Source organism: Muricoccus radiodurans, from assembly GCF_050154705.1.
Lineage (GTDB): Bacteria > Pseudomonadota > Alphaproteobacteria > Acetobacterales > Acetobacteraceae > Roseomonas > Roseomonas radiodurans.
This window is the reverse complement of the sequence record NZ_CP189561.1, coordinates 2,232,410-2,257,099: the sequence shown is the minus strand read 5'-3', so window position 1 is coordinate 2,257,099 and position 24,690 is coordinate 2,232,410. Positions and strand designations below refer to the sequence as shown.

General features: G+C 69.5%; 23 protein-coding genes. 19 read left to right on the top strand and 4 right to left on the bottom strand.

Going from position 1 to position 24,690, the window contains the following annotated elements; all coding sequences use genetic code 11:
• Positions 1-8: 8 nt before the first annotated feature.
• Positions 9-1,163: an efflux RND transporter periplasmic adaptor subunit gene (locus ACP6CK_RS11135; RefSeq protein WP_426958959.1), complete on the bottom strand. Its 1,155-nt coding sequence runs from the start codon at positions 1,161-1,163 to the stop codon at positions 9-11.
• Between the two features lie 115 nt (positions 1,164-1,278).
• Here ACP6CK_RS11135 and ACP6CK_RS11130 point away from each other — a divergent pair, with 115 nt between their 5' ends.
• From ACP6CK_RS11130 to ACP6CK_RS11115, 4 genes are all read left to right on the top strand, one after another.
• On the top strand, positions 1,279-1,884 hold the full coding sequence (locus ACP6CK_RS11130; protein ID WP_426958957.1) for a TetR/AcrR family transcriptional regulator: 606 nt from the start codon (positions 1,279-1,281) through the stop codon (positions 1,882-1,884).
• Between the two features lie 375 nt (positions 1,885-2,259).
• Positions 2,260-3,726, top strand: coding sequence for an FAD-dependent oxidoreductase (locus ACP6CK_RS11125; protein ID WP_426958956.1), 1,467 nt, complete (start codon positions 2,260-2,262; stop codon positions 3,724-3,726).
• 67 nt (positions 3,727-3,793) lie between these two features.
• Positions 3,794-4,609: an aspartate/glutamate racemase family protein gene (locus ACP6CK_RS11120; RefSeq protein WP_426958954.1), complete on the top strand. Its 816-nt coding sequence runs from the start codon at positions 3,794-3,796 to the stop codon at positions 4,607-4,609.
• Between the two features lie 26 nt (positions 4,610-4,635).
• Entirely contained in the window at positions 4,636-5,595 is a 960-nt protein-coding gene (locus ACP6CK_RS11115) for a Bug family tripartite tricarboxylate transporter substrate binding protein (protein WP_426958953.1), read from the top strand.
• 48 nt (positions 5,596-5,643) lie between these two features.
• Here the strand turns inward: ACP6CK_RS11115 and ACP6CK_RS11110 are convergent, their stop codons facing one another.
• Complete coding sequence (locus ACP6CK_RS11110; RefSeq protein ID WP_426958952.1) at positions 5,644-6,459, bottom strand: IclR family transcriptional regulator; 816 nt, start codon at positions 6,457-6,459, stop codon at positions 5,644-5,646.
• Between the two features lie 109 nt (positions 6,460-6,568).
• On the opposite strand from ACP6CK_RS11110, the gene ACP6CK_RS11105 reads away from it, so the two are divergent.
• The 8 genes from ACP6CK_RS11105 to ACP6CK_RS11070 all read left to right on the top strand — a co-directional run bounded on the left by ACP6CK_RS11105 (position 6,569) and on the right by ACP6CK_RS11070 (position 14,927).
• Entirely contained in the window at positions 6,569-7,558 is a 990-nt protein-coding gene (locus tag ACP6CK_RS11105; RefSeq protein WP_426958951.1) for a Bug family tripartite tricarboxylate transporter substrate binding protein, read from the top strand.
• Positions 7,555-8,430 (top strand): FAS1-like dehydratase domain-containing protein, encoded by an 876-nt coding sequence (locus ACP6CK_RS11100; protein ID WP_426958950.1) that lies wholly within the window; start codon positions 7,555-7,557, stop codon positions 8,428-8,430. Before ACP6CK_RS11105 ends, ACP6CK_RS11100 begins: the two co-directional genes overlap by 4 nt.
• On the top strand, positions 8,427-9,650 hold the full coding sequence (locus tag ACP6CK_RS11095) for a CaiB/BaiF CoA transferase family protein (RefSeq protein ID WP_426958949.1): 1,224 nt from the start codon (positions 8,427-8,429) through the stop codon (positions 9,648-9,650). The genes ACP6CK_RS11100 and ACP6CK_RS11095 overlap by 4 nt, the downstream gene beginning before the upstream one ends.
• On the top strand, positions 9,647-10,549 hold the full coding sequence (locus ACP6CK_RS11090; RefSeq protein WP_426958948.1) for an HpcH/HpaI aldolase/citrate lyase family protein: 903 nt from the start codon (positions 9,647-9,649) through the stop codon (positions 10,547-10,549). The genes ACP6CK_RS11095 and ACP6CK_RS11090 overlap by 4 nt, the downstream gene beginning before the upstream one ends.
• Positions 10,550-10,795: 246 nt before the next feature.
• Positions 10,796-11,926, top strand: a complete 1,131-nt coding sequence (locus ACP6CK_RS11085; protein WP_426958947.1) for an ABC transporter ATP-binding protein — start codon at positions 10,796-10,798, stop codon at positions 11,924-11,926.
• Positions 11,923-13,203 carry an ABC transporter substrate-binding protein gene (locus ACP6CK_RS11080; protein ID WP_426958946.1) on the top strand — a complete coding sequence of 427 codons (1,281 nt, stop codon included), beginning with the start codon at positions 11,923-11,925 and terminating at the stop codon, positions 13,201-13,203. Before ACP6CK_RS11085 ends, ACP6CK_RS11080 begins: the two co-directional genes overlap by 4 nt.
• Positions 13,204-13,218: 15 nt before the next feature.
• The gene (locus ACP6CK_RS11075) at positions 13,219-14,094 is read left to right on the top strand and encodes a carbohydrate ABC transporter permease (protein ID WP_426958945.1); all 876 of its coding nucleotides are present in this window, start codon (positions 13,219-13,221) and stop codon (positions 14,092-14,094) included.
• Positions 14,091-14,927 (top strand): carbohydrate ABC transporter permease, encoded by an 837-nt coding sequence (locus tag ACP6CK_RS11070; protein ID WP_426958944.1) that lies wholly within the window; start codon positions 14,091-14,093, stop codon positions 14,925-14,927. The genes ACP6CK_RS11075 and ACP6CK_RS11070 overlap by 4 nt, the downstream gene beginning before the upstream one ends.
• On the opposite strand, the gene ACP6CK_RS11065 is transcribed toward ACP6CK_RS11070, so the two are convergent.
• Both ACP6CK_RS11065 and ACP6CK_RS11060 read right to left on the bottom strand, forming a co-directional pair.
• Positions 14,920-15,708: an inositol monophosphatase family protein gene (locus tag ACP6CK_RS11065; protein ID WP_426958943.1), complete on the bottom strand. Its 789-nt coding sequence runs from the start codon at positions 15,706-15,708 to the stop codon at positions 14,920-14,922. The genes ACP6CK_RS11070 and ACP6CK_RS11065 overlap by 8 nt on opposite strands.
• 1 nt (position 15,709) lies before the next feature.
• The gene (locus tag ACP6CK_RS11060) at positions 15,710-16,543 is read right to left on the bottom strand and encodes a metallophosphoesterase family protein (RefSeq protein WP_426958942.1); all 834 of its coding nucleotides are present in this window, start codon (positions 16,541-16,543) and stop codon (positions 15,710-15,712) included.
• 275 nt (positions 16,544-16,818) lie between these two features.
• Between ACP6CK_RS11060 and ACP6CK_RS11055 the strand changes: the two genes are divergently transcribed.
• The 7 genes from ACP6CK_RS11055 to ACP6CK_RS11025 all read left to right on the top strand — a co-directional run bounded on the left by ACP6CK_RS11055 (position 16,819) and on the right by ACP6CK_RS11025 (position 23,554).
• Positions 16,819-17,685 carry a TauD/TfdA dioxygenase family protein gene (locus ACP6CK_RS11055; protein WP_426958941.1) on the top strand — a complete coding sequence of 289 codons (867 nt, stop codon included), beginning with the start codon at positions 16,819-16,821 and terminating at the stop codon, positions 17,683-17,685.
• Positions 17,686-17,761: 76 nt separating this feature from the next.
• Entirely contained in the window at positions 17,762-18,598 is an 837-nt protein-coding gene (locus ACP6CK_RS11050; protein ID WP_426958940.1) for a transporter substrate-binding domain-containing protein, read from the top strand.
• 12 nt (positions 18,599-18,610) lie between these two features.
• Positions 18,611-19,276: an amino acid ABC transporter permease gene (locus tag ACP6CK_RS11045; RefSeq protein ID WP_426958939.1), complete on the top strand. Its 666-nt coding sequence runs from the start codon at positions 18,611-18,613 to the stop codon at positions 19,274-19,276.
• Positions 19,276-19,941, top strand: coding sequence for an amino acid ABC transporter permease (locus tag ACP6CK_RS11040; protein ID WP_426958938.1), 666 nt, complete (start codon positions 19,276-19,278; stop codon positions 19,939-19,941). Before ACP6CK_RS11045 ends, ACP6CK_RS11040 begins: the two co-directional genes overlap by 1 nt.
• On the top strand, positions 19,934-20,719 hold the full coding sequence (locus ACP6CK_RS11035) for an amino acid ABC transporter ATP-binding protein (protein WP_426958937.1): 786 nt from the start codon (positions 19,934-19,936) through the stop codon (positions 20,717-20,719). The genes ACP6CK_RS11040 and ACP6CK_RS11035 overlap by 8 nt, the downstream gene beginning before the upstream one ends.
• A 13-nt stretch (positions 20,720-20,732) precedes the next feature.
• The gene (locus tag ACP6CK_RS11030) at positions 20,733-21,671 is read left to right on the top strand and encodes an aminotransferase class IV (protein ID WP_426958936.1); all 939 of its coding nucleotides are present in this window, start codon (positions 20,733-20,735) and stop codon (positions 21,669-21,671) included.
• A gap of 755 nt (positions 21,672-22,426) precedes the next feature.
• The gene (locus ACP6CK_RS11025; protein WP_426958935.1) at positions 22,427-23,554 is read left to right on the top strand and encodes an AAA family ATPase; all 1,128 of its coding nucleotides are present in this window, start codon (positions 22,427-22,429) and stop codon (positions 23,552-23,554) included.
• Positions 23,555-24,690: the final 1,136 nt, after the last annotated feature.

Genomic DNA, 24,690 nt, shown 5'->3' with positions numbered 1-24,690 from the left:
CGGGCGCGTCAGCGCGGTTCGGACAGCTGCGCCACGGCGGCGGGGCCGATGCGCCCCAACTCCGCCGTCACGCGGCCTCCGGGCCGGGCGCGCTGCAGGCCGGCGATGACCACCCGGTCCTCCGGCGACAGGCCGCTGCGGATGACGCGCAGGCCGTCCACCACGGGACCGAGCCCGACGGGCTTCGGCACGACCAGCCCGTCGGGCGCGACCGTCAGCACCATGCGGGTCGCCTGATCGGCCGCGATGGCGGCGTCGGGCACCAGCAGGCTGTCCGCCTCGCCGGTCCAGAGCCGGATGCGGGCGAAGACGCCCGGCGTCAGGAACAGCTCGGGATTGGGCAGCACGGCCCGGGCACGGACGGTCCCTGTACGCGGGTCGAGCGCCACGTCGAGGAAGTCCATCCGCCCCTGCCGATCCCAGCTCTCCTCATCCGCGAGGCGCAGGCGGACGGGGTGCCCCTCTTCCCGGTCCGAGCCGCGGGTGCCGCTCCGCGCCAGCCGCGCCAGGCGAAGGTAGTCGGCCTCGCTCGTGTCGAAGGTGGCGTAGATCGGATCGAGCCGAAGGATGGTGGTCAGCAAGGTGGCGCCCTGCTGCACGAGGTTCCCGGCATCCACCCGGCGGTCCGAAACCCGACCGCCGATCGGGGCGCGAACCTCCGTCCACTCCAGCTCCAGCTCCGCGTTGCGCAGCTGCGCGCGCGCCGCCAGAAGCTGGGCCGCGGCCTCCCGCTGGGCGCCGCGGCGGGCGTCGAGCTGGGCCTGCGGGGCGATGCGGCTGGCGATCAGCGGCAGGGTCCGCTCCACCTCCTGCTGGGCGAGGTCCAGCCGGGCCTGGGCGCGGGCGACCTCGGCGCGGGCCACTTCCACCGCGACCTCGAACGGACGACGGTCGAGGGTGAAGAGCAGGTCGCCCGGCCGGACCACCTGGCCGTCACGGAAATGGACGCGCTCCACTTGACCCGAGACCCGCGCCCGCAGGTCGATCCGGGCCGAGGGCTCCAGCCGGGCCACGTGCTCGTCCCACTCGACAATGTTGCGGCGGAGGGGCTGGGCGACGGTGACCGCCGGCGGGGCAGCGGCCTGTTGGGCCAGGGCGGGGGCCGTGTGAACCCCCAGGGCCAGCGCGGCGGCCACCAAAGACTTGCGGAAAGGGGAGGGCATCGCCTATCTCCAAGGTCGAATGATACCGACCGGTTCGTATCCTGCCTTTAGGGATACGAACCGGTCAGTCACATTGCAAGAGGGTCCGGAAGGACCCGCTGAAGGGCGGTGAGGCGTGAGCGACACGGAGGCGGGAGGGGCTCAGGACCGGCGCACGGCGGCCGAGCGGGTGCGGGAGGCGGCGAAGAACCTGTTCTATCGCCAGGGCATTCACGCGACCGGCGTGGAGGAGGTCTGCCGCGCTGCCGGCGCGACGAAGATGAGCCTCTACCGGGCTTACCCCTCGAAGGACGCGCTGGTGGAAGCGATCCTCCGGGACTCCCAATGCGCGATGGACGAGGACTTTGCCTGCTCCGTCGATCCCGGGGTACCGCCGCGGGATCGACCCATGGCCTTCATCCGGGCGGCGGTCGCGATGCTGAGAACGCCGGGCTTCCGCGGCTGCCCCGTGGGGCTGGCTGTGGTGGAGTTTCCTGACCCCAGTCACCCTGTGCGGCAACTGGCGGATGCGGCGAAGCAGGCCACGCGCGACAAGCTGCGCGGCCTGTGCGCCGAGGCCGGGGCGGCAGCCCCGGAGGCCCTGGGCGACGCGCTGCACCTCCTGATCGAGGGGGCCTACACCGTCGCTCCTTCATTGGGAAATGAGGCGGCTGCGCAGTCGCTGGAGCGTTCCGCGGCGGCACTGCTGGACGGTGCCTTGCCGGCGCGGCCGCCTGGCTGACCGATACGGCTCGGCGGCACGTCCGGTCGCCGTCGCCATGCTGGCCACGTCCGTGATGCGGCGCTGGAGAGGTGGTTGATGGAGACCTCCGGCACTCTGCGTCGTGGGACCACGACATCACTGGCATAAAGCAGCACCGGCCATATCGCTCGTTCATCCATCGCGCCCGCTGCCAGGCACCGAGTCGCGCGGATGGATGAAGGCCTGCTGGCGTTCCTCGGCACGATGCAGCCGCGACCGTGACGACGACCGGAGAGGAGGCGGATCATCGGCACCTCGCCCGCTCCTCGTTGGGAGCAGGTGCAGGGCCGGTCTGGCGACGCGCGCCGAACTGGGGCTGAATGGACCTCCTACGGGAGGAACGAAGCAGGCACCATGTCCGTGACCGAGGAGAATCCGTCCTACGATCTTGTCGTGGTGGGCTGCGGCGTGGCCGGCCTCTCCGCCGCCGTGGCGGCCGCGGAGGACGGTGCCCGTGTCGCCGTGCTGGAGCGGGCCCCGCGCGAGGACCGTGGCGGCCAGTCCCGCTACACCGAGGCCTATCTCCGGATGAAGAGCCACACCGAGGTCACGGACGACTTCGAGGCGATGCTCGCGGAGAACGGCGCCCCTCCCTATCTCGATCCCGACCTGGCGGGGGAGGTGGCCCGCGGTCCCACGGGCCGTGCCGGTCACGCCCGAGGTGTCGCCCTCCTCGATCCCGAGGTGGTCGGCACCTTCGCCGATGAGGCCGGACCCTCCATCGCTTGGCTGACCCGTCTCGGCGTTCGATTCGACTTTCTGCCGACGCAGTTCCTGACGAAGTCGCAGCCACGCTTGCTGCCCGTTGGCGGCGGCGCCGCCCTGGTCGAGGCGCTCGCGACGCGCGCGGAAACACTTGGCGTGACCTTCCACTACGAGACGACCGGCGAGCGCCTGCTGCAGGACGATTTGGGCCGGGTCACGGGCATTGTCGCGCGAACGGAGGAGGGGCTCCGCCGCTTCCACGGCCCCGTCGTGCTCGCCGCCGGTGGCTTCGAGGGCAATGGCGAGATGCTGACGCGCTATCTCGGTCCCCGATCGGTCTATCTCCGCCCGGTCTGCAAAGGCGCGAACTACAATCGCGGTGAGGGCATCCGCATGGCGCTGGACATCGGCGCGGCGGCGAGCGGCGACTTCGGCAGCTACCACGCGGAGCCGGTGGACCCGCGCTCCGGCGTCGCGGAACCCTCGGTCTTCATCTTTCCCTATGGCATCCTCGTGAACCGGGACGGCCAGCGCTTCTGCGACGAGGCGCCGGGAACGGTGGACGCCTGGTACGAGCGCGTGACGCGGCGGATCTTCGAGCAGCCGGAGGGCGTCGCATGGGTTGTATTGGACGCGCGGCACCGGCGCATCCCGAACTACCGCCTGGGCATCCGAACGGACAAGCCGCCCATCGTCGGCGAAACCATCGCCGAGCTCGCCGGCGCCATTGGCCTGAGTGCGACGGCGCTCGAGGCGACCGTCGATGCCTACAACGCCGCTTGCACAGAAGGCGCCTGGAAGCCGCTGGAGCTGGACGGGCTCGCGACGAAGGGCCTGCATCCGCCCAAGTCGAACTGGGCAACGCCGCTGACCGAGGCGCCTTTCCACGCCTATCCGATCGTCTCTTCCAATGTGTTCACCTTCGGTGGCGTGAAGGTGGACAGCACGGCGCGCGTGCTGGACGCGTCCGACCGGCCGATCCCCGGCCTCTACGCTGCGGGCGAGACCGTCGGAATGTACTGGGGCAACTACACCGGCGCGACCTCCGTCCTGAAAGGGCTGGTTTTCGGGCGGCTGGCCGGGGCCGATGCCGCGCGGCGGCGGTCGAACGCGTGAGCGGGCTGCCATTCGACCCCGCGATGAAATTCTAAGGACGGCGCTGGCCGCGATTTCGGGAGAGATCATGCGCATCTGGCATCACAGCTTCACCGTGCTGGAAAACCTGCCGCCCTATGCGGCCGCCATGAAGGCGCACCTCGCCCATGTCGCCGCGCCGGGCACGGAGGTGGTGATGCACGGCATGCATCCCCGCACATATCAGACCGAGTATCCTGGCAACGACATCCAGTTCGCCTATCTCCAGACGCTCCACAGCCAGCAATTCGTCCTCGGCGCCCTGGCCGCGGAGGAGCAGGGCTTCGACGCCTTCGCGCTCACCACGCTGCCGGAGCCATCCCTGCAGGAGATCCGCAGCCTCGTGGACATCCCGGTGGTGGGCTACGGCGAGAGCGCGATGCTGGCGGCCAGCATGCTCGGCCAGAAGGTCGGCGTCCTGCTCTTCATCCAGGGCATGCTCGCGACGGTGGAGCGCAACGTGGACCGGATGGGCCTGTCCTCCCGCTTCGTCGGCGCGCATCCCGTCAGCTTCGGCTTCAACGACGTCCTGGCCGCCTACGCCGGCGAGCCCGCCGCGCTGATCGAGCGCTTCCGCGCCGATGCGCGCGCGCTGATTGCCCGCGGTGCCGACGTCATTATCCCGGGAGAGGCGCCGCTCTGCCTTCTGCTGGCCAAGGGCGGCGTGAACGAGGTGGACGGGGTGCCCGTGCTGGACGCGGTGGCCGCCACGATCAAGGCCGCCGAGATGATGGTCGGACTGCGTCGGACGACCGGTGTCGGTCCTTCCCGAAAGGGCTACTTCCAGGCGAAGCCGCCGCGCGAGCGGGTGAAGGAACTGCTCCGCTTCTACGGCCTGGACGGGGTGAACGGTCGTCCCGGCTGAGGGCGATCGAGATGGGAGGCGAAGACATGCGAAGGCGCGATCTTCTCGGCGCGGCGGCGCTGGCGTTGCCGTGGCCGGTCCGGGCGCAGGAACGGTTTCCGACCCGGCCACTCCGGATGATCATTCCCTTCGCCGCCGGGGGCAGCACGGACATCCTCGCGCGGCTCTGTGCCCAGATCCTGACGGAGCGGCTGGGTCAGTCGGTCGTGGCGGAGAACATCACCGGCGCCGGCGGGATGATCGGCGCGCAGCGTGCGCTCGATGCGCCGGCCGACGGCTACGCGCTGATGGGCGGCACGCCCGGCCCCGTCACGATCAATCCCCACCTCGCACCGCGCATGCCATACCAGCCCCTGCGGGACTTCGAGCCGGTGGTCTTCGTTGGCGACAGCCCGGCCGTCGTCGTGGTCCGCCGCGACAGCCCCATCCGCACCGTCGCGGATCTCGTGGAGCGGGCCCGCGCGGGAGGGATGACCTTTGCCTCCGCCGGCGTCGGCTCCTTCGCGCATCTCAGCGGAGAGCTGTTCAAGGCGCGCGCCGGCGTGGACATGACGCATGTGCCCTATCGCGGCACCGCGCCCGCCGCGACGGACATGATCGCCGGCCGCGTGGACGCGATGTTCGAGAACCTGCCCTCGGTCCAACCCTTCATGGCGGGCGGCGACCTGCGCGCCATCGCGATCGGCACCCCACGGCGCTCTAGCCTGATGCCGGACACCCCCACTGTGATCGAGGGCGGCGTCGCGGGATACGAGTCCAGCTCCTGGTTCGGGCTTTTCGCCCGGGCCGGATCGCCCGCCCCTGCCATCACTGCGGTCAATAGCGCGATCAACGAGGGGCTCCGCGACTCCGCTCTCGCCGCGCGTCTCGCCAGCATGGGCGTGGAACCCGTGGGCGGCACGCCAGAGGCGTTCCGCGCCTATGTCACCCGCCGCTTCGAGGAGACGGGCGCGCTGATCCGCGCGGCCCGCATCACGGCCGAGTAGGGAAGCGACCACCTGTCGGCCACCGCGCGCATCCGGCGCGGAAGCCGATCATCCCCGACCCGCGTCAGCCGGGGGGCGGCCTCGCGCCGCGGCGCGGACGGTCTCCTCGGCCAGCAGGTCGCACACGTCCCGAAGTGCCCGGATGAGGGACCGTCGCCCCGTCTCTACCGCGGCGCACTCGCCGCCCAGGCCGATGGCGAGCGGTGGCTGGTCCGGCAGCGGCGGCAGAGGCATCGCGAGCACGCTCAGTCCGGCGCGCACGGCACCCGCGCTCTCGGCCCAGCCCCGGTCCCGGCTCCGGCCCAGCTCTTCGAGAAGACGTGCGGCGGGCAGGCGGCGGGCGGGGTCCATCTCCTCGGCATTCGCGCGGCGCAGGATGCGCGCCACCTCCCGCTCGGGTTGGTTCATCAGCAAGGCCCGGCCCACCGCCGCCCGGGTGATCGGCCGCAGCACCCCCGCCCGCATCCGCTCGCTGCCCTCAGCAGAGGGGCGGCGCAGGGCGAGGATGTACTGCACGGCGGCCCCGCGCTGGAGGCCGATCAGCACGGTCAGCCCGGTGCGGGCCCGCAGGTCCTCCATCAGCCGCAAGAGGCTGCCCTCGCCCAGAAGCCGGTCCTGCAGCCAGCCGCCGAGCAGCATCACGCGCAACGTGGGATGGTAGCGCCGGTCCACCGGATCCTGTTCCAGGTATCCCAGCCGGGCGAGTCCCGCGAGCAGCACGGAGGTGCTGGACAGCGGCGCGCCGAGATGCCGCGCCATCTCGCTCACGCTCGCAGGGCGGTGCGTCTCGGCGAAAAGCTCCAGGGCTTCCACGGTGCGGCGGGCCGACTTCACGGCGGCCGGGGTGCTGCGGCTCTCGGTCATCACAACACCTCCCGGCCAACTTCACATCCATGAAGGGCTCCGCCGCAAGCTCCGGGACTAAGATGCTCCGCAAGGGCGCGATGCTGCCCAGCGAAGGAGAGGGGACAACGTGCCGCTGCCTGCCCGAACCACGCGCCGCACGGCGCTGTCTGCCCTGGCCGCGGGGCTGGCCCTGCCGCGCCTCGCCTTCGCGGCCTATCCGGACCGGCCGATCCGCCTCGTCATCCCCTATGGCGGCGGCGGGCAGACCGACATCGTCTCCCGCCTGATCGGGGAGGGGATGGCGCAGCAGCTGGGCCAGCCCGTCCTGGCCGACAACCGTCCCGGCGCGGCCGGCAACGTCGCGGCGGAGATGGTCGCCCGCGCCCCGGCGGACGGGTATACCGTGCTGATCGGGTCGACGGGCACGCTCGGCGGCGTCAACGCCTCGCTCTACCGCAGCCTCGGCTACGATCCGGAGCGCGACTTCCTGCCGATCGGGCTCTTCTGCACCGCGCAGAACATCGTGCTGACGCACGCCTCCCTGCCCGTGCGCACCCTGCCCGAGTTCCTGGCCTACATTCGCGCCCACCCGGACGAGATCCCCTACGCCTCCTCCGGCACCGGCGCGACCACGCACCTGTCGATGGAGATGCTGCTGGAGCGGGCCGGTCATCTGCGGATGATCCACGTGCCCTATCGCCAGAGCACGCAGGGCATGACCGACCTGCTGGCCGGCCGCGTGAAGGCGCGCTGCCTCGGCCTGCCGGAGGCCGACGTGGTGAAGGGCGACCCGAACATCCGCGCCCTCGCCGTCACCGGCGCACAGCGCAGCCCGCAATGGCCCGACGTGCCGACGATCGCTGAGATCCTGCCAGGCTTCGAGGCGGTGAACGCCTTCGGGTTGTCGGTGCCGGCCCGTACGCCGCCCGAGATCGTGGCGCGGCTGAACGCGGCGTTGAACGCCGCCCTGCAGACCGAGCCCGTTCGCGCGGGCTTACTGCGAGTCGGCGCCGATCCCGCCGCGCCGGGCACGCCGGAAGCCTTCATGACCTATCTCCGCGCACGCGGAGAGGTCTGGACCGCCCTCATCCGCCGCCTGGGGCTCGTGGCCGAATGAGCGCGGCCGAGGACGTGGCCGCCGCCATGCCGGAGCTCGAGCGTTGGATCGGTCGCACCCGCATCGTGGAGGAGGAGATCGCCCTCTCCGCTGTGCGCCGCATCGCCGCGACCTTTGACCGCCCGCCCGAGGATTTTGTGCGGGGCGGCGAGCTGCCGCCGCACTGGTTCGGCCTGTTCTTCGCCGACAACGCGCCCCAATCCGCCATCGGGCCGGACGGCCACCCCCGCAAGGGCGAGTTCCTTCCGCCCATTCCCCTCCCGCGCCGGATGGCCGCGGGCCGGCGCGTGCGGATTCCCGGACGGCTGCGCGTGGGCGACGCGGCGGCGAAGCGCATCGAGGTGGCGGCCATCACGCCCAAGGCCGCGCGCACCGGCCAGATCGTGGTGCTGACCATGCGCCACACGATCCTCGCGCGTGGCGAGACGATCGCCGTGGACGAGTTCGACGCGGTCTATCGGGAGGCGGTGCCGCCCGGCGCGGCCAGCAAGGCGACCGCTCCCGTCGCTGCACCGGAGGGCGCGGCCTGGTCCGACACCGTTCCGCTAGATTCCGTGCTGGTGTTCCGCTACGGCGCGATCACCTGGAACGCCCACCGCATCCACTACGACGCCGACTACGCCCGCGGCACGGAGGGCTATCCCGCCGTGGTGCAGAACGGGGGACTTACGATGCAGCTTCTGCTGGAATCGGCGCTGCGCCGCGCGCCGGGGCCGCTCACGGGCTACACGGCCCGTCTAGTAAGACCGCTCTTTATCGGCGATCCCGTGACCCTCTGCGGCGCGGCACCGGAGGGAGGCACGATGCGCGCCTGGGCCGCCGACAAGGACGGCCTGCTGGCCGCCGAAATGATGCTGGAGTTCGGAGCATGACCGGCGGACCGCTCGAGGGCGTGCGCGTGGTGGACCTGACCTCCGTCGTGGTCGGGCCGATCTGCACGCGCACCCTGGCCGACCAGGGCGCCGAGGTGGTGAAGGTGGAGCCGCCGGGCGGCGACATCCTGCGCAACCTCGCCCATGGCAGCCGTACCCGCGGCATGTCCGGCAAGTTCATGAACTTCAACCGCAACAAGCGCTCGGTGTGCCTGGATCTGAAGCACTCCGACGGCATGGCGGCGATGCGGCGCCTTCTGGAAGGGGCGGACGTCTTCGTCAGCAATGTCCGCCCGGTGGCGCTGGAGCGGCTGGGACTGGATCACGCCGCGCTCTCCCGGACGAATGCCCGGCTGATCCACTGCGGCATTCTCGCTTTCGGATCGGGCGGCCGCTACCACAACCGTCCGGCCTACGACCCGGTGGTCCAGAGCCTGTCCGGCGTCGCCGCGACCTTTCACCGCTCGACCGGCGAGCCGCGCTTCGTCCCGATGGTGATGACCGACCACATCACCGGCCTGATCGCCGCCCAGTGCATCGGCTTCGCCCTGTTCCGCCGCGCGCGCACCGGCACCGGCGAGGCGATCGAGGTGCCGATGTTCGAGAACATGGCCTCCTTCGTGATGAGCGAGCACATGGGCGCCGCCACCTTCGACCCGCCGGTCGGCCCCACCGGGGATGGCCGCCTTCTGAGCCCGCATTACCGGCCCATGGCAACGAAGGACGGCTACATCACCGTCGGGCCCAACACCGACGCCCAGGCCTTCGGCTTCTTCGAGGCGATCGGCCGGCCGGAGCTGCGCGACGACCCGCGCTTCAGCAACGCTGCGGCGCGCACCGCCAACGCGGCCGCCTACTTCGCCATTCGGGCAGAGGGGCTGGCACAGCGCACCACCGCGGAGTGGCTGGAGATCCTCGGTGCCCGCGACATCCCTGCCGCCCGCTACAACACGCTGGAGGACCTGATGGAGGATCCGCATCTGACGGACTCCGGCTTCTTCCGGACCGAGGAACACCCGAGCGAGGGACGCATCCGCCGCACCGCCGTGCCGAACCGCTTCGGCGGCGGCATGCGGGAGGATGAACTGCCGGCGCCGCGCCTGGGCCAACACACGCGGGAGGTGTTGCGCGGGATCGGCTACGACGAGGCGGAGCTGGACCGCCTGGAGGCCGCGGGCGCGATCGCCGATGCCGCCGCCCCGCGCGGAGAGGCGGCGTGAGCGCCGCGCGGCCGCAGCCGGCCTGGCGCTCCCTGCTCTTCGTGCCGGCCACCGCCGAGCGCTTCGTCGCCAAGGCCCACACGCGCGGCGCGGACGGGATCATCCTGGACCTGGAGGACTCGATCCCGCCCGCGGAGAAGGAGGCCGCCCGCGCCGCCCTTCCCGCGGCCGTAGCACAGGTGGGGCAGGGCGGGGCCGACGTCGTGGTCCGGATCAACCGCCCGCTGGAACAGGCCGTGCCCGATATTGCCGCGGCCGTGCGCCCGGGTGTCGCGGCGCTGATGCTGCCGAAGCTGGCCGGCCCGGAGCATGTCCGGCTGCTCTCGGAGGTCGTGGCAGCGCGCGAGGCGGCTACGGGACTTGAGGTTGGCACAACCCGGTTCATCGGCGTCGTCGAGACAGCGGCGGCGCTGCCCGCGCTCTTCTCCATCGCCGCGGCCGACCCACGCATGGCGGCGCTGGCCGTGGGGACGGAGGACCTCTCGACCGAGTTCGGCGCCGCGCCCTCGTTCGAGGGACTCTATGTCTGGGCCATGCACTGCCTCGCCGCGGCACGGGCGGCCGGGATCCTGCCGATGGGATCGCTGGGCGTGCTGTCCCGAATCGACGATCTGGACGCTTATCGCGCCGGGCTGCGCCGCGCGCGGGCGCTTGGCTTCGCCACGGCCTCCTGCATCCACCCGGCGCATGTGCCGATCATCAACGAGGAATACGGCGCAAGCACCGAGGAGCTGGACCGTGCACGCCGGCTCGTCAGTGCCTTCGAGGCGGCCCTGTCCAGGGGCCTCGGCGCCGTCGCCTTCGAGGGCGCCATGGTGGACCTCCCCGTGGTGGAGCGGGCGCGGGCCCTGCTGGCTCGCGCCAGCCGGTGGGACGGGCGTTCGCCGACTCAACGCTGATCCGGTACGGCCACTGATCGTCCGGCGCGGCGAGCGAATGGCATCGGCGCCGCGACGGTGGACACAGGAGGGGAGGGGCCTCCGCCTAGGCGGGGCGCGTGACCACCCGGTGACGCTGCCGAGGCGGAGACCGGGACAGCATGCCGTGCCGCCAGACGAGGCAGGAACAGGCGGTCGGCCTCTTCCGTGCCCCCGGGGGACCGGTTTACCCTCCCGCCCGAGCCCACGGACGCCCGGACGACCAACATGCCCGCCCCGGACGCCAAGCGCGGCGCCATCCGACTGGACCAGATCGGAAAGACCTTCGGCGAAACCCGCGCCCTCTCCGGCATCTCCCTGGCCGCCGCGCCCGGCTCCTTCCTCGTCCTGCTCGGTCCGTCCGGCTGCGGCAAGTCAACCCTGTTGCGGGTGATCGCGGGGCTGGAGGCCCCGACGGAGGGCCGCCTGTTCCTGGACGGCCGCGACGTGACGGCGCTGCCCCCCGCCGCGCGCGGCATCGCCATGGTGTTCCAGTCCTACGCCCTCTTCCCCCACCTGAACGTGGAGGAGAACATCGTCTTCGGCCTGAAGGCCCGCCACGTCCCGCGGCCGGAGCGCGCCGAACGCCTCGCGCGCGCCGCCGAGATGATGGGACTGACCCAGCTGCTGCGCCGCCGCCCCGGCCAGCTCTCCGGTGGTCAGCAGCAGCGCGTGGCGCTCGCCCGCGCCGTGGTGTCCCAGGCCCCGGTCTGCCTCATGGACGAACCGCTCTCGAACCTCGACGCCAAGCTGCGCGCGGAGATGCGGCGGGAACTCCGGGCGCTTCAGCAGCGCCTCGGCCTGACGATGGTCTACGTCACCCACGATCAGGCGGAAGCGATGAGCATGGCCGACCAGGTCGTGCTCATGCGGGACGGCCATGTCGAACAGGACGGCACGCCCGCCGAGATCTATGCCCGCCCCGCCACCACCTTCGCCGCCTCCTTCATCGGCACGCCACCCATGTCGCTGTTGCGCCTCACCGCGGGGCCGGGCGGGGCGGCGGTGCTGGGCGCTCCCGACCACGCCGTGGCGCCGCCAGAGGCGGCCGGCGCGCTGCTCGGCATCCGGCCGGAAGAGGTGGTCCCGACGGACGGCCCCGGCCTGCCCGCCCGCGTCACGAGCGCCGAATTCCTCGGGGGCGAGACGATCCTGAACTGTCACATCGGGTCTGGCGAAGAGGTGCTACAGGCCCGCGTCCCCGGCCATCACGCGATGGCGGCCGGGACGCCGCTGCGGCTGCGCCTGCCCCCCGCCGCGCATCTCTTCGACCCCGCGACGGGCCGCCGCCTGCCGGACCCCGCACCCGGCGCCGCCCGCGCCCCGATCACCGCCGACACCGGAGGAGAACACCCGTGACCCTGACCCGCCGCGCCGCGCTCGGCGCCCTGGCGACGCCGCTGCTCGCCGCCCCCGCCGTGCACGCCCAGGCACCGACCGAGATCGTGTTCAACTACCCGATCGCCGTCGGCGGCCCGATCCCGCGGATCATCGACACCTATGTCGAGGAGTTTGCCCGCGAGAACCCGCGCTTCCGCGTGAAGCCGATCTATGCCGGCTCCTATCAGGACACGCTGACGAAGACGCTGACCGCGATGCGCGGCGGCGACGCGCCGCAGATCGCCTGCCTGCTGGCCGCCGACATCTTCACCCTGATCGACGAGGACGCGGTCCTCGCCTGGGACGACCTGCCCGGCGCCGAGCGGCCCTGGCTGGACAGCTTCTACCCCGGCTTCCTGGAGAACAGCCGCACCGGTGGCAAGACCTGGGGCATCCCCTTCCAACGCTCCACCGTCGTCCTCTACTGGAACAAGGAGGCGTTCCGCACCGCCGGCCTGGACCCAGAGAAGGCGCCGTCCAACTGGGCGGAGCAGGCAGAGTTCGCCCAGCGCCTGACGCTGCGCCAGGGCGACAACACGACGCAGTGGGGCATCCAGATTCCGTCTTCCGGCTTCCCCTACTGGCTGTTCCAGGGGCTGACGACGCAGAACGACGCCCGTCTCATGAACCAGGAGGGCAACCGCACCTTCTTCAACGACCCGAAGGTGGCGGAAGCCCTGCAATACTGGGTGGACCTGTCCAACCGCCACCGCGTGCAGCCGCCGGGCATCGTGGAGTGGGGTACCACCCCCCGCGACTTCTTCGAGCGGAAGGTGGCGATGATGTGGACCACCACGGGCAACCTGACCAACGTCCGGCAGAACGCCTCCTTCCCCTTCGGCGTGGCGATGCTGCCTGCGGGCCGCAAGCCCGGCAGCCCGACCGGGGGCGGCAACCTCTACGTCTTCAAGTCGGCCAACCCCGCCCAGCGGGAGGCGGCGGTCCGCTTCGCCCGCTTCCTGACCACGCCGGAGCGTGCCGCGCACTGGGGCATCCAGACCGGCTATGTCGCGGTCTCCCCGGCTGCCTTCGAGACCACGGCGATGAAGGAGTACGTGGCCGGCTTCCCCCAGGCCGCCGTGGCGCGGGACCAGCTGGAGCATGCGGTGGCCGAACTCTCCACCCATGACAACCAACGCGTCACCAAGGCGCTGAACGACAACCTCCAGGCCGCGCTGCTCGGCCGCAAGGGGGCGCAGCCCGCGATGAACGACGCCCAGGCCGAGGCCGAGCGCATCCTGCGGGCCTATCGCTGAAAGAGGGCCGCTGACATGCGCGGGCGGACGGCCATCCATGCCTGGCTGATGCTGGCGCCGGCGCTCGTCCTCCTCTTCGCCTTCACGCATTACCCGGCGGTCGCGACCTTCTGGAACTCCCTCTATTCAACACCGCGGGGCCGGCGCCCTTCGGTCTGGGTGGGGGCGGACAACTACCTCGCCCTTATGGACGATCCGGTCTTCCTGAAGGCGCTGGTCAACAACCTCGTCTACGCGGCCGCGACTATCCCGCTCTCGGTCGGGCTGGCGCTGGCGATGGCACTGTGGGTGAACGGCAAGGTCCGGGGCCGCACCGCGCTGCGGATCGCTTATTTCACCCCCACCGTGCTGCCGATGATCGCGGTCGCGAACCTCTGGCTCTTCTTCTACACGCCCGATTACGGCCTGCTGGACCGGATCACCCGCGCCCTGCTGGGCTGGGGGCCCACCAACTGGATCGGCTCCGCCGAAACGGCGCTCGGCGCGATGATCGCGGTCGCGGTGTGGAAGGAGGCGGGGTTCTTCATGATCTTCTACCTCGCTGCGCTCCAGGCGGTCCCGCCGAACCTCCATGAGGCCGCGGCGATCGAGGGCGCCTCCCGCGCGCGGGTCTTCTGGCGCGTCACCCTGCCGCTGCTGGGGCCGACCACGATCTTCGTGCTCGTGAACGCCGTCATCAACGGCTTCCGGCTGGTGGACCATGTCATCGTCATGACGCGCGGCGGGCCGGACAACGCCACCGCCCTGTTGCTGACCTATGTCTACGAGATCGGGTTCCGCTTCTGGGATACTGCCACCGCCGCCGCGGTCACGGTGGTGCTGCTGGTCCTGCTGGGCGCCACCGCCGCCCTGCAATGGCTGCTCGGAGAGCGGCGGGTGCACTACCGGTGAGCGCGACCACCGCCCCCGTCGGCACGCCGCGCCTGGCGATCGCGCTGGAGACCGCGGCGGCTTGGCTGCTTGGCCTTCTCTGGGTGGCGCCGCTGCTCTACGCGGTCTGGGCCGCGATCCATCCCACGGGCTACGCGACGCGCTTCGAGCTCTTCGCGCCGCTCACCTTCTCCAACTTCGCGGCGGCCTGGCAGGCCGCGCCCTTCGCGCGCTACTTCCTCAACACCTTCGTCCTCGTGACGATGGTGCTGGCGGCGCAGCTGGTCATCTGCACCCTGGCCGCCTTCGTTTTCGCGCGCACACGTTTCCCGGGCAGCGGCGTCCTCTTCGCCCTCGTCCTTGTCCAGCTGATGATCATGCCGGACATCCTGTTGGTCGAGAATTACCGCACCATGCGGGCGCTCGGGCTGGTCGATACGATTATCGCGATCGGCCTGCCCTACATGGCCTCTGCCTTCGGGATCTTCCTGCTGCGCCAAACATTCAAGCAGGTGCCGCGGGAGCTGGAGGAGGCCGCGCAGGTCGAAGGGCTCGGCACGCTCGGAATCCTCTGGCGCGTCTATGTTCCGCTGGCGCGGCCGACCTACCTTGCCTACGGGCTGACCTCCGTCTCCTATCACTGGAACAACTTTCTCTGGCCGCTGGTCATCACCAACACGGTGAACACGCGTCCCCTGACGGTGGGGCTGTCGGTCTTCGCCTCCACCGACCAGGGTATCGACTGGGCCATCATCAGCGCGGCGACGCTGATGACCTCGGCCCCGCTGCTGATCGGCTTCCTCTTGTTCCAGCGCCAGTTCGTGCAGTCCTTCCTGCGGGCCGGGATTAAGTAGCGGCGTTCAGGATGGCCAGCAGTTCGTCGTGGATCAGCCCGTTGGAGGCGATCTTCTCCAGGTCGTCATCCCCGGCATCCACGCCGTCCAGCCGCGTCACGCGGCCGCCCGCCGCCCGCACCATCGGCATGGCGCCCGCATGGGACACGGCATCCGCCTTCAGGCCGACAAAGGCGTCCGTCCGCCCGCTGGCAACCCAAACCATCTCCAGCCCGCCGGAGACGATGACGCGCACGCCCCGCGCCACCTCGCCGAGCCGGTGGATGATCTCCGCCGTCCGCGCCACCTCCTCCGGCGTGTAGTGGGAGGTCAGCACGACCGAGATCACCGCGTCCGAGACGGTGGCCGTGGCGGACACCGCGACCGCCTCCCCGTTCACGCGCGCCCCCTCCTCCTTCGCGTAGGTCGCGACAAGGTTTAACGCGGGCGCATGCACGATGCCTGCGCGCGTGATCCCATCCCGCTGATAGGCCATGGTAACGGAATAAAGGGGCAGGCCGCCGGCGTAGTTCACCGTCCCGTCCAGCGGGTCCACGATCCAGCGCTCGCCCCCGGCGCCCTCGCTGGCTCCCGCCTCCTCCGACAGGATGGCGGCGGCGGGCGTCAGGCGACGGATTCCCTCCAGCACCACTGCCTCCGAGGCCAGGTCGGCATCCGTCACGACGTCCCGCAGCTCCTTGCGTGCGACGTCCCGCGGGCCGGCCTGCATCCGGCTCAGGACGGCGGCAGCCTCCTCGGCGATGGCGACAGCACCTCGAAGAATCTCCTGATCCGACGGCATGTCAGGATGCGGCCGCGGCCGGGTGGGGTGGATAGACCTCGTGCCCCACATCCTCGATCCAGAAGTCGGTCAGCCCAGGCACCTTCGCCCGAGTCACCACCGCCTCCCGCCCCGACAGGTCGTAGATCACGGCGCCCAGCGCCGCTTCCCCCGGCATGGGCGGCTGGGACGCCGGCCCGACGAGGAAGGCCGCCGCGCCTCCCCAGATGTGACGCCTCCGGCCGAAGCTCGCATCATGCGCGCGGTGCAGGTGGCCGGTCGCGATGATCGCCACGTCATGCCGGTCGAAGGCCGCCAGCATGCGGCGGCGCAGGTCGGGCTTCACGGACCAGTAGCCGGTATCCGGCTCTTCCGGGTGATCCACCATGAAGGGCCGGTGGGTGAAGACCGCCAGCCGCCGACCGCCGGCCCCGGCCAGTGCGTTCTCCAGCCACGCCTCCTGCTCCGCCTCCTCCGCCATGCCGGAGTCGAACAGCATGGAATCCAGGCCGATCAGCCGCCATTCGCCCAGGTCGCGCAACCACCAGTTCAGTCCGAAATGCCGACGCCAGCGCGCGATCCGCTGCGCGTTGACCGGCTGGAAGGGATGACCGGCCTCGCCCACGTCATGGTTGCCCGGCACCGCCAGCACGGGGGCCGGCAGCTCGGCCATGAGGGCCGCGCAATGGCGCATGTCCTCCTCCTGGTCCGCCCCGTCCACCGTCACGTCGCCGGTGTGAATGATCAGATCGGGTGCCTGTGAAGCGACCCACGCCTTCAGCGGCGCCCAGTTGGGCACGAAATGGGTCTTGCCCGGGCTGAGATGCGTGTCGGTGATCTGGATCACGCGCGTCATGACGGCCTTTCGCATCCTGTCCGGTCGGCGCGCAAACTATCAGCCGGCTCCCCGGCGCGACAGGTGCCTGGCTCGCGAACCGATCCAGTAAGGGGTCCCGCCGCACTCTGCATGACGTCGTCGCGACGGAGGGCAGGCGATGGCCCTCGCCCCGGGCCGCCGCGGCCAGCCGCTGCCTCGGATGCCCATTGTCCCGTGCCCCGGCCGGCCGGTGGTCACCGCCGGTGATCCCGGGCACATTTGCCCCACCCTTTGCGCGAGGAGCCGGCCACGCGATGTCCGCCATGATCTCATCGCCCCACCGTCAGCCGATCGAGGTCCGGCCGCTCAACCCGACCATCGGTGCCGAGCTGCACGGCCTCGACCTGTCCCAGCCGCTGGACGGGGAGGCGGTGGAGGCGGTGCGGGACGCGCTGCACCGGTACAAGGTGGTGTTCTTCCGCGACCAGCGCCTGACGCCCGAGCAGCATCTCGACTTCGCCCGCCGCTTCGGCTCGATCGAGGTGAACCCGATCTTCGGCCACGTTCCCGGCCAGCCGGAGATCATGCTCCTGGTGAAGGAGAAAGAGGACCGCCACAACATCGGCGAGATCTGGCACTCCGACATGAGCTTCGCCCCGGTCCCGCCCATGGGCTCCATCCTGCTGGCCCGCCAGGTGCCGCCGGCCGGCGGGGACACGCTGTGGTGCGACATGCATCGGGCCTACGAGACCCTCTCGGACGGGCTGAAGGCGGTGCTGCGAGGGCTGCGCGCGGTGCACAACAACCGCGGCCAGCTGGAGCGCGCCGCCGCCCGTGCCAATGAGACCTCGACCGAGGTGCGGCCCACCGCCTTCGCGAAGGTGCGGGAGGCTATCCATCCCGTGGTGCGCGTACACGAGGGCAGCGGGCTGCCCTGCCTCTTCGTGTCGGACGCCTTCACCTGGTGTTTCGAGGGCTGGACGCGGGAGGAATCCCTTCCCCTGCTCCGCATGCTCCTGGATCACGCGACCCGGCCGGAGAACGTGGTGCGGTTCCGCTGGGCGGAGGGCTCGATCGCCTTCTGGGACAATCGCTCGACCATGCACTATGCCGCCAATGACTATCACGGCCACCGGCGGGAGATGCACCGGATCACCGTGAACGGAACGCCCGCCGCCTGAGGGGCTGACACGCCCAGGGTTGGCACATGGGGTGCAGGCGCGCCATCGTGCCGGAACGATGGAACGGAGAACGGGCATGACGACGCTTCGCCGAAGGGGCCTCCTGCTGACCGGCGCCGCCGGCCTGGCGGCTCCCCGCCTCGGACTGGCCCAGCCCGCCTCCACCTGGGACGCCATCAGGTCCCGCGGCGATCTCCGGATCGGCGTGACCGCCGCGGAGCCCTGGTTCTACAAGGACCCCGCGAGCGAGCGCTGGAGCGGCGCCGCCACCGCCTATGGCCAGAAGCTGGCGGAGGAGCTGGGCGTCCGAATGACGCCCGTGGAGACCACCTGGGGCAACTCCATCGCCGCCATCCAGGCGAACCAGATCGACATCATGTTCGTCCTGGACCCGACGCCGCAGCGGCGGGAGGCGGTGGACTTCCCGGACTCGCCTTTCCTCTACTATGCGCTTGGCGCCCTTCTCCGCAGCGGCCTGCAGGTGACGGAATGGCCCGAGCTGAATCGCGCCGGGCTGCGGCTGGGCGTGACGCTCGGCACCACCATCGACCGCTTCGCCACCGAGAACCTGTCGCAGGCCACGATCGAGCGCTTCGCCTCCAACGACGAGGCGATCGCGGCCTTCGCGGCCCGGCGCGTCGACGCGGTGATGCAGTTCCACCCCGCGCTGATCGCCCAGCGCGTGAGGCTGCGGCTCGGCACCATCGTCCTGCCCCGCCCGGTGAACGCCGTGCCCACCAGCGCCGGCATCCGCAAGGAGGCCGACACCCGCTGGAAGGACTGGCTGACCGCGAAATTCCGCGAGTATTACGACAACGGCACAACGAAGTCGCTCTTCGAGGCCTATCTCCGCAGTCGGAACATCGACCCCGCCACCACCCCCGGCGTGACGCGGGAACATTGGGGCCTCTAGGCCGGACCGCCGGTGGCTTATCGCTGGGACTTCGCGCCCGTCCTGGGGCAGTGGCCGCTGCTGCTGGACGGGCTGCTCGGCACGCTCGGCATCGCGGCGGCCGCGATCGGCATCGGCACGGTGCTCGGACTGGTCCTGGCAGTCCTGCGCCTCTCTCCTCGCCGAGGGCTGCGCTGGCCCGCCTCCGTCTTCGTGGAGTTTTACCGGAACACGCCGGCCATCGTGCACTTCTTCTGGTTCTACTTCGCCATGCCGGTGGTCCTGGACATCTCCCTCGGTCCCTTCGCGGCGGCGACGCTCGCCCTCTCCACCCAGTCCGGCGCCTTCTACGCCGAGGTGTTCCGCGGCGGCATCCTTTCGATCCCGCGCGGTCAGTGGGAAGGCGCCCGTGCCATCGGTATGAGGGACGCGCAGGCCATGCGCCGCATCATCCTGCCGCAGGCGGCGGCGCGGATGGTGGCGCCGTTCATCGAGCGATCCTTCGAGCTGCTGAAAACCACCTCGCTGGCCTCGACCCTCGCCTATGGCGACCTGCTGTTCCGCGCGATGCAGGTGAACAGCGCGACATTCCGGCCGCTTGAAACCTACACCGTCCTGGCCGCGATCTACTTCCTGCTGCTGCTGACTGCGAGCACCGGGGCCTCCCTCGCCGAACGTCGCCTGACGGCATTCCGCTGATGGAGTACGAATGGGATTTCGCGATCGTCCTGGAGAATCTGCCAGTCCTGCTGCGCGGGATCGTCGTGATGCTGCAGCTGTGGCTCGTGTCGCTGGCAGCCGGACTCGCGGGCGGCTTCCTCGTCTCCCTCGCGCGCACCGCCGCGGGGCGGGTGCCGCGCGCCCTGTCCCGCGCCTATGTGGAGGTGTTCCGGAACACGCCCGCACTGGTGCAGCTCATCTGGTTCTACTACGCGCTGCCGATCCTGACGGGCATCCAGCTGTCCCCTTTCGCCGCCGCGGCGCTCGGCTTGTCTCTGAACACCTCCGCCTACACCGCCGAGATCTTCCGCGGAGGCATCCAAGCCGTCCCGCGCGGCCAGTGGGAGGCGGCGCAGGCCCTCGGCATGACGGGTGCGCAATCCCTGCGGCGGATCGTCCTGCCGCAGGTGCTGCGCCTGATGCTGCCCGCCTTCACGAATCGCGCCATCGAGCTGGCGAAGACCACCTCCCTCGCTTCCGTGCTCTCGGTGCATGAGCTTATGTACCAGGGCCGGCTGCTCAGCTCGACCTATTATCGCCCGATGGAGATCCTGACGACCGTGGCGCTGATCTACTTCGTCGTCATCTGGCCGGGCAGCCTGCTCTCCGCCACGCTCGAACGCCGGCTGGCGCGCCGTGGCTGAGCCGGTGCTGGAGACGCGCGGCCTGCATAAGCGCTTCGGTGCGCTGCACGTGCTGCGCGGCGTGGACCTGTCCGTCGGCGCCGGGGAGCGGATCGCCATCATCGGCGGCAGCGGATCGGGCAAGAGCACCCTGCTGCGCTGTCTGAACTTCATGGAAATGCCGACCGAGGGCGAGGTCCGGCTGGATGGACAGGCCATTGGCGCCCTTCGGCGTAACCGCGACGGCACGGAGACGCGCCGCTACGCCGAGCCCGAGCTGTGCCGCGTGCGCCAGCGCATCGGCATGGTGTTCCAGCAGTTCAATCTCTTCCCGCACATGACGGTGCTGGAGAACGCGATGGAGGGGCTCCGCACCGTCAAGCGTCTCCCGCGCGGAGAGGCGCGGATGTTGGCCGAGGCGCAACTCGCCCACGTCGGCCTCGCGGACAAGCTGGATGCGTATCCCTCCCGCCTCTCGGGCGGGCAGCAGCAGCGCGTCGCCATCGCCCGGGCGCTCGCGATGGAGCCGGCGGTGATGCTGTTCGACGAGCCGACCTCCTCCCTCGACCCGGAGCTGGTGGGGGAGGTGCTGCGGAGCATCCGTGCCCTGGCAGAGGAGGGGCGGACGATGCTTCTCGTCACCCATGAGATCGGCTTCGCCTATCACGTCGCCACCCGTGTGGTGTTCCTCGCCGACGGCGTCTTCCACGAGGAAGGCACTCCTGACGAGGTGCTGCGGAACCCGCGGCGGGAGCGCACCCGCGCCTTCCTTACCAGCCACGCCGAATTTTCCTTCTGATGCCGGAGCGCCCATGACCGCCGACGCCGTGTCCGTCCCCACCGCCGCATCGGCCAGCGCCCAGGGCTACGCCGACGACCCGCGCAACGCCGATGTGCTGCTCTACGTTGACGGGGACTTCGTGCCTCGTGACAAGGCGGTGGTCTCCGTCTTCGATGCCGGCTTTGTACTGGGCGACGGGGTGTGGGAAGGCCTGCGCCTGGTGAAGGGCCGTCTGCTGGAGGAGGCGGCGCACATGGACCGCCTCTTTCAGGGCGCCAACGCCATCGCCCTCGACATCGGCATGACGCGGGAGGAGGTGGTCGCCGCAATCCGCGCGACGCTGGACCGCAACGGCATGACGGACGGCGCGCATATCCGCCTGATGATCACCCGTGGCCGCAAGACCACGCCGAACCAGGACCCCCGCTTCGCCCTCGGCAAGCCCACGATCGTCATCGTCGCGGAATACAAGAAGCCGCGGCTGGAGGCGAAGGCGCGCGGCCTGTCGCTCTTCACCTCGGCGATCCGGTGCAGCACGCCCGATGTCTTCGACTTGCGCCTGAACTCGCACAGTCGGTTGAACCTCATCCAGGCGCTGATCCAGGCCATCGCCGCAGGCGCGGACGAGGCACTGATGCTCGATCCCCACGGCTTCGTCGCCAGCTGTAACTCGACGAACTTCTTCGTCATCCGAGGCGGGGAGCTCTGGACCTCGACCGGGCGCTACAGCTTCAAGGGCATCACGCGGGCGAAGGTCCTCGCGGTGGCGCGCGCGAACGGGATCACCGCGCACGAGACGGATTTCACGCTCATGGAAACCTACGGCGCAGACGAGGCCTTCGTGACCGGCACGCTGGGCGGCATCACCCCAGTGACACGCATCGACGGCCGGCCGGTCGGCACCGGAAGGCCCGGCCCGGTCACGGGCCGGCTCAGCGCCCTGTATGAAGCTACGATGAACGACGGATAGGACGCCTGCGCTCGAGCCACTCTGGCGATCGTGCAAGCTCGTCAGCTATCGAGGCGACAGAGTGGTTCGCAGGTTCCGGATCGGCCGCCGCGCCAAGATCCTTGCGTCAGCATGGCCGAGTGATGGCGGCCGGCTTCACACCCCTGGCGGGGTGCTGACCCAGAGGAGGGGAGATGGTGCCCAGGGGCGGGCTGAAAAGCAACCGTTAGATCAACCCCTTACCGGCAATTGGGACTATCCGGCAACTCGTGATTTCACGGGTGTTTCCGAAGCCGGGTGTCCCACTTTCGATGCGAGCAGGCAAGCACATGGCGACGTTGAAGACCCGCTAGCCGAGCTACGAAATGAGATTGCCGTGGACTTGGCCCGGCGCCTCCGCGAGCACTCGCGCCAACGGCTTCGTGACAGCGGGCATCGGATGCCCAAGCCGGGCGATGTGGATTGGCCGCTTGTGAACGCCCTCGCGCTAGACCCGCTGGAGGGCTGGCGGCTTGGAAAAATCATGGGCGCTGTCGAGGTGGGCGGCTTCCATGACAGGGACGCTCTTGAGTGGTGGCCGACGCCCGCCGAGCCAGCAGTGGAGTTCATCCTTCCAGACCGGGCCGTGTTCGTCGGGGAGCATACCGGCCGCAGTTATGATGCCCGGGCGCAAGAGTGGTCACGGAGCCCGGTGGAGTTGCTGACTAAGCTTCTCCGCATCAGGCCAGGGCAAGCCGCCTTCCGTATTGCCACGGCCTTCGGGCTGGAGGTGCCCCATGTTCGGTGAAGCTGCCGAGGATCTCCGCGCGGATTGGAGCGCGCGGCTAGGTGGCGGCGCGCGGATGCCGCGTCCGCCCGGCCGCTTCCAGACCCGCGCCTTCAACGACTGCCGCCTGGACCATGCCGGGCGCTACATCATTAAGGGCGTCCTGGCGCCTAAGGACTTCGCCTTGCTGATAGGGCACCCTGGCAGCGGTAAGAGCCTGCTGGGGCCGCTTCTGGCCCATGCGGTGGCGGAGGGGCGGCGGGTGTTCGGTCGCCGCACCCGGGCGCTACGGGTGCTCTACATCGCGGCTGAAGCCGGGGCGGACATGGAGGTGCGCTTCGTGGCCCTTCGGGAGCGCCTAGGAGAGGTGGCGGACCTCCACCTGATCGCAGTGCCCATCGACCTTCAGGACCCTGACGGCGAGGACTTGGCGGAGCTGCTGCGCGAGATTGCCCGCCTCAAGCCGGATTTGATCTTTGTGGACACGCTCGCTGCGGCCTTCCCTGGCTTGGAGGAAAACGAGGCGAGCGACATGGGGCGTGCAGTACGGACGCTCCGGTCCCTGTCGGGGCCGAGTGACGCCGCTGTAGTCGCCATCCATCACACGCCGAAGGAGGGCACCACCCCACGGGGCTGGGGCGGTCTCAACGGCGACGCTGACGTGACCCTACGCGTCGAGGGGCAGGATGACGAAATGCGAAAGGTGCTGGCAGGCAAGAACCGCAACGGACCGTCCGGGCACCTCTTCGACTTCAGCGTGGAGCTAGTGGACCTGGGCGCGGACGAGGACGGAGACCCGATACGTCGGCCCGTGGCGGTGGAACTGAGCACCGAGCGCGTGCCGAGGGCGACGGGCAAGCCGCTGACAAACGGGCAATTGGGGTGGCTGCGGGACCTCCAGAACCTTTTCGCTGACCCAACTCTGCCGGTCCAGAGGGTGCCACATGCTGGCATGCAGCCGATCCTCACGCTGACCCGGACGCAAGTTCGGGACGGCTTTCGCGTGAGGGGCCGTTTTGAAGCGGACCCTCACGCGAACCTCACAGTCCTGGACCGTCGTCGGTTAGCAGACGCGCTCACAGCGCTGAAAGACAAAGGAAGAATCGGCCTTTCGGCTGACTTGGTCTGGCTTCTGTGAGCCGCGTGAGGATGCGTGAGGAATGCCGTCTGGCTCACGCATCGCGTGAGGTGCGTGAGGGGGGTCTTTAGACCCCCTCACACGGCTCACGCGGGGCCTAAGAGGAGCGGCAGCAAGGCTGGAGAGTGCCTTGTAACTGCTCTGTCCTTTGGTCCAAATGCTGTCCCGGGACCGTTATGTGGTCTGATTTTGCTCGGTTTCGGCCGTCTGTCTCTTCAGCCGCCCGGGGGGCAATCGCCAGTTCCCCTCAAGTGCACTCTTCGACGTGACCGGAGGGAACTAGAAGCGCTAGCTGGCCATCAAATGAATGGGGCACTCGCCGGTCGGTCATTTTCTAAGTCCAGCAAAAAATGCTCAAATTCGCCTTCTGTTATGGGTCGCCTCGTAGGCCATGTGAACTCCGTGCCTTCGATTGGCCACAAGCGTTGGAAAGGACCGTCTGGGCCTTGTTGCATATCGACGACTAGTTTCTCTGTGGTGCTGCCGCAGCCTAAGACGAGTCGCCCAATTCTAATGATCGTAATCTGTGTATTATATCCCTTGCCCGGATCCACACTGCTTGATGTCGAGGGACGCCACGCGGCTCTGTGGTGGAGGTGACATCTTGGTAGAGCGAATTCGTCGAACAGAGCCACATACAGTCGCCAGTCGTGAGGTGGCTTTTCGTTCGTATGAATGTAGTTGCGCTGATCTTGTGTGATACATCTGCCGTCTTGCTCAATATACTCGGCGACGCAAGTCGTTTTTGCTGTCCAAAAGGATAGGCGCTCCCGGTCAATTTCTGAGAGATTCACTGATTGACCTGTAATCATCCTTTTTAACAAGGGCTTTAGTTCGTCCTCTAAGCCGCCCAACCAAACGTTATTGCAGTATCGGCAAAGAACTTTGACTTGCTTGGTTTCGACTGCTCCTTGTTTAATCTTTGCGGGGTTCCAAACCCTTGGATTGCCCTCAACTGTATCGCGCATTGCACGGTGAGTTTCCTGAGATCGAGGAAACAGCTCGCGCATCCAATCGGGCAGGACATGCTCCTTTGTTAGACCTGGCTTCTTGCAGAAGATGCATAGGGGCTTCGGATCAGTTTTCCCCTGCTTCCGTCTGTCGTGGCGATTCACGCATTGCTCCTTTGTGGGACG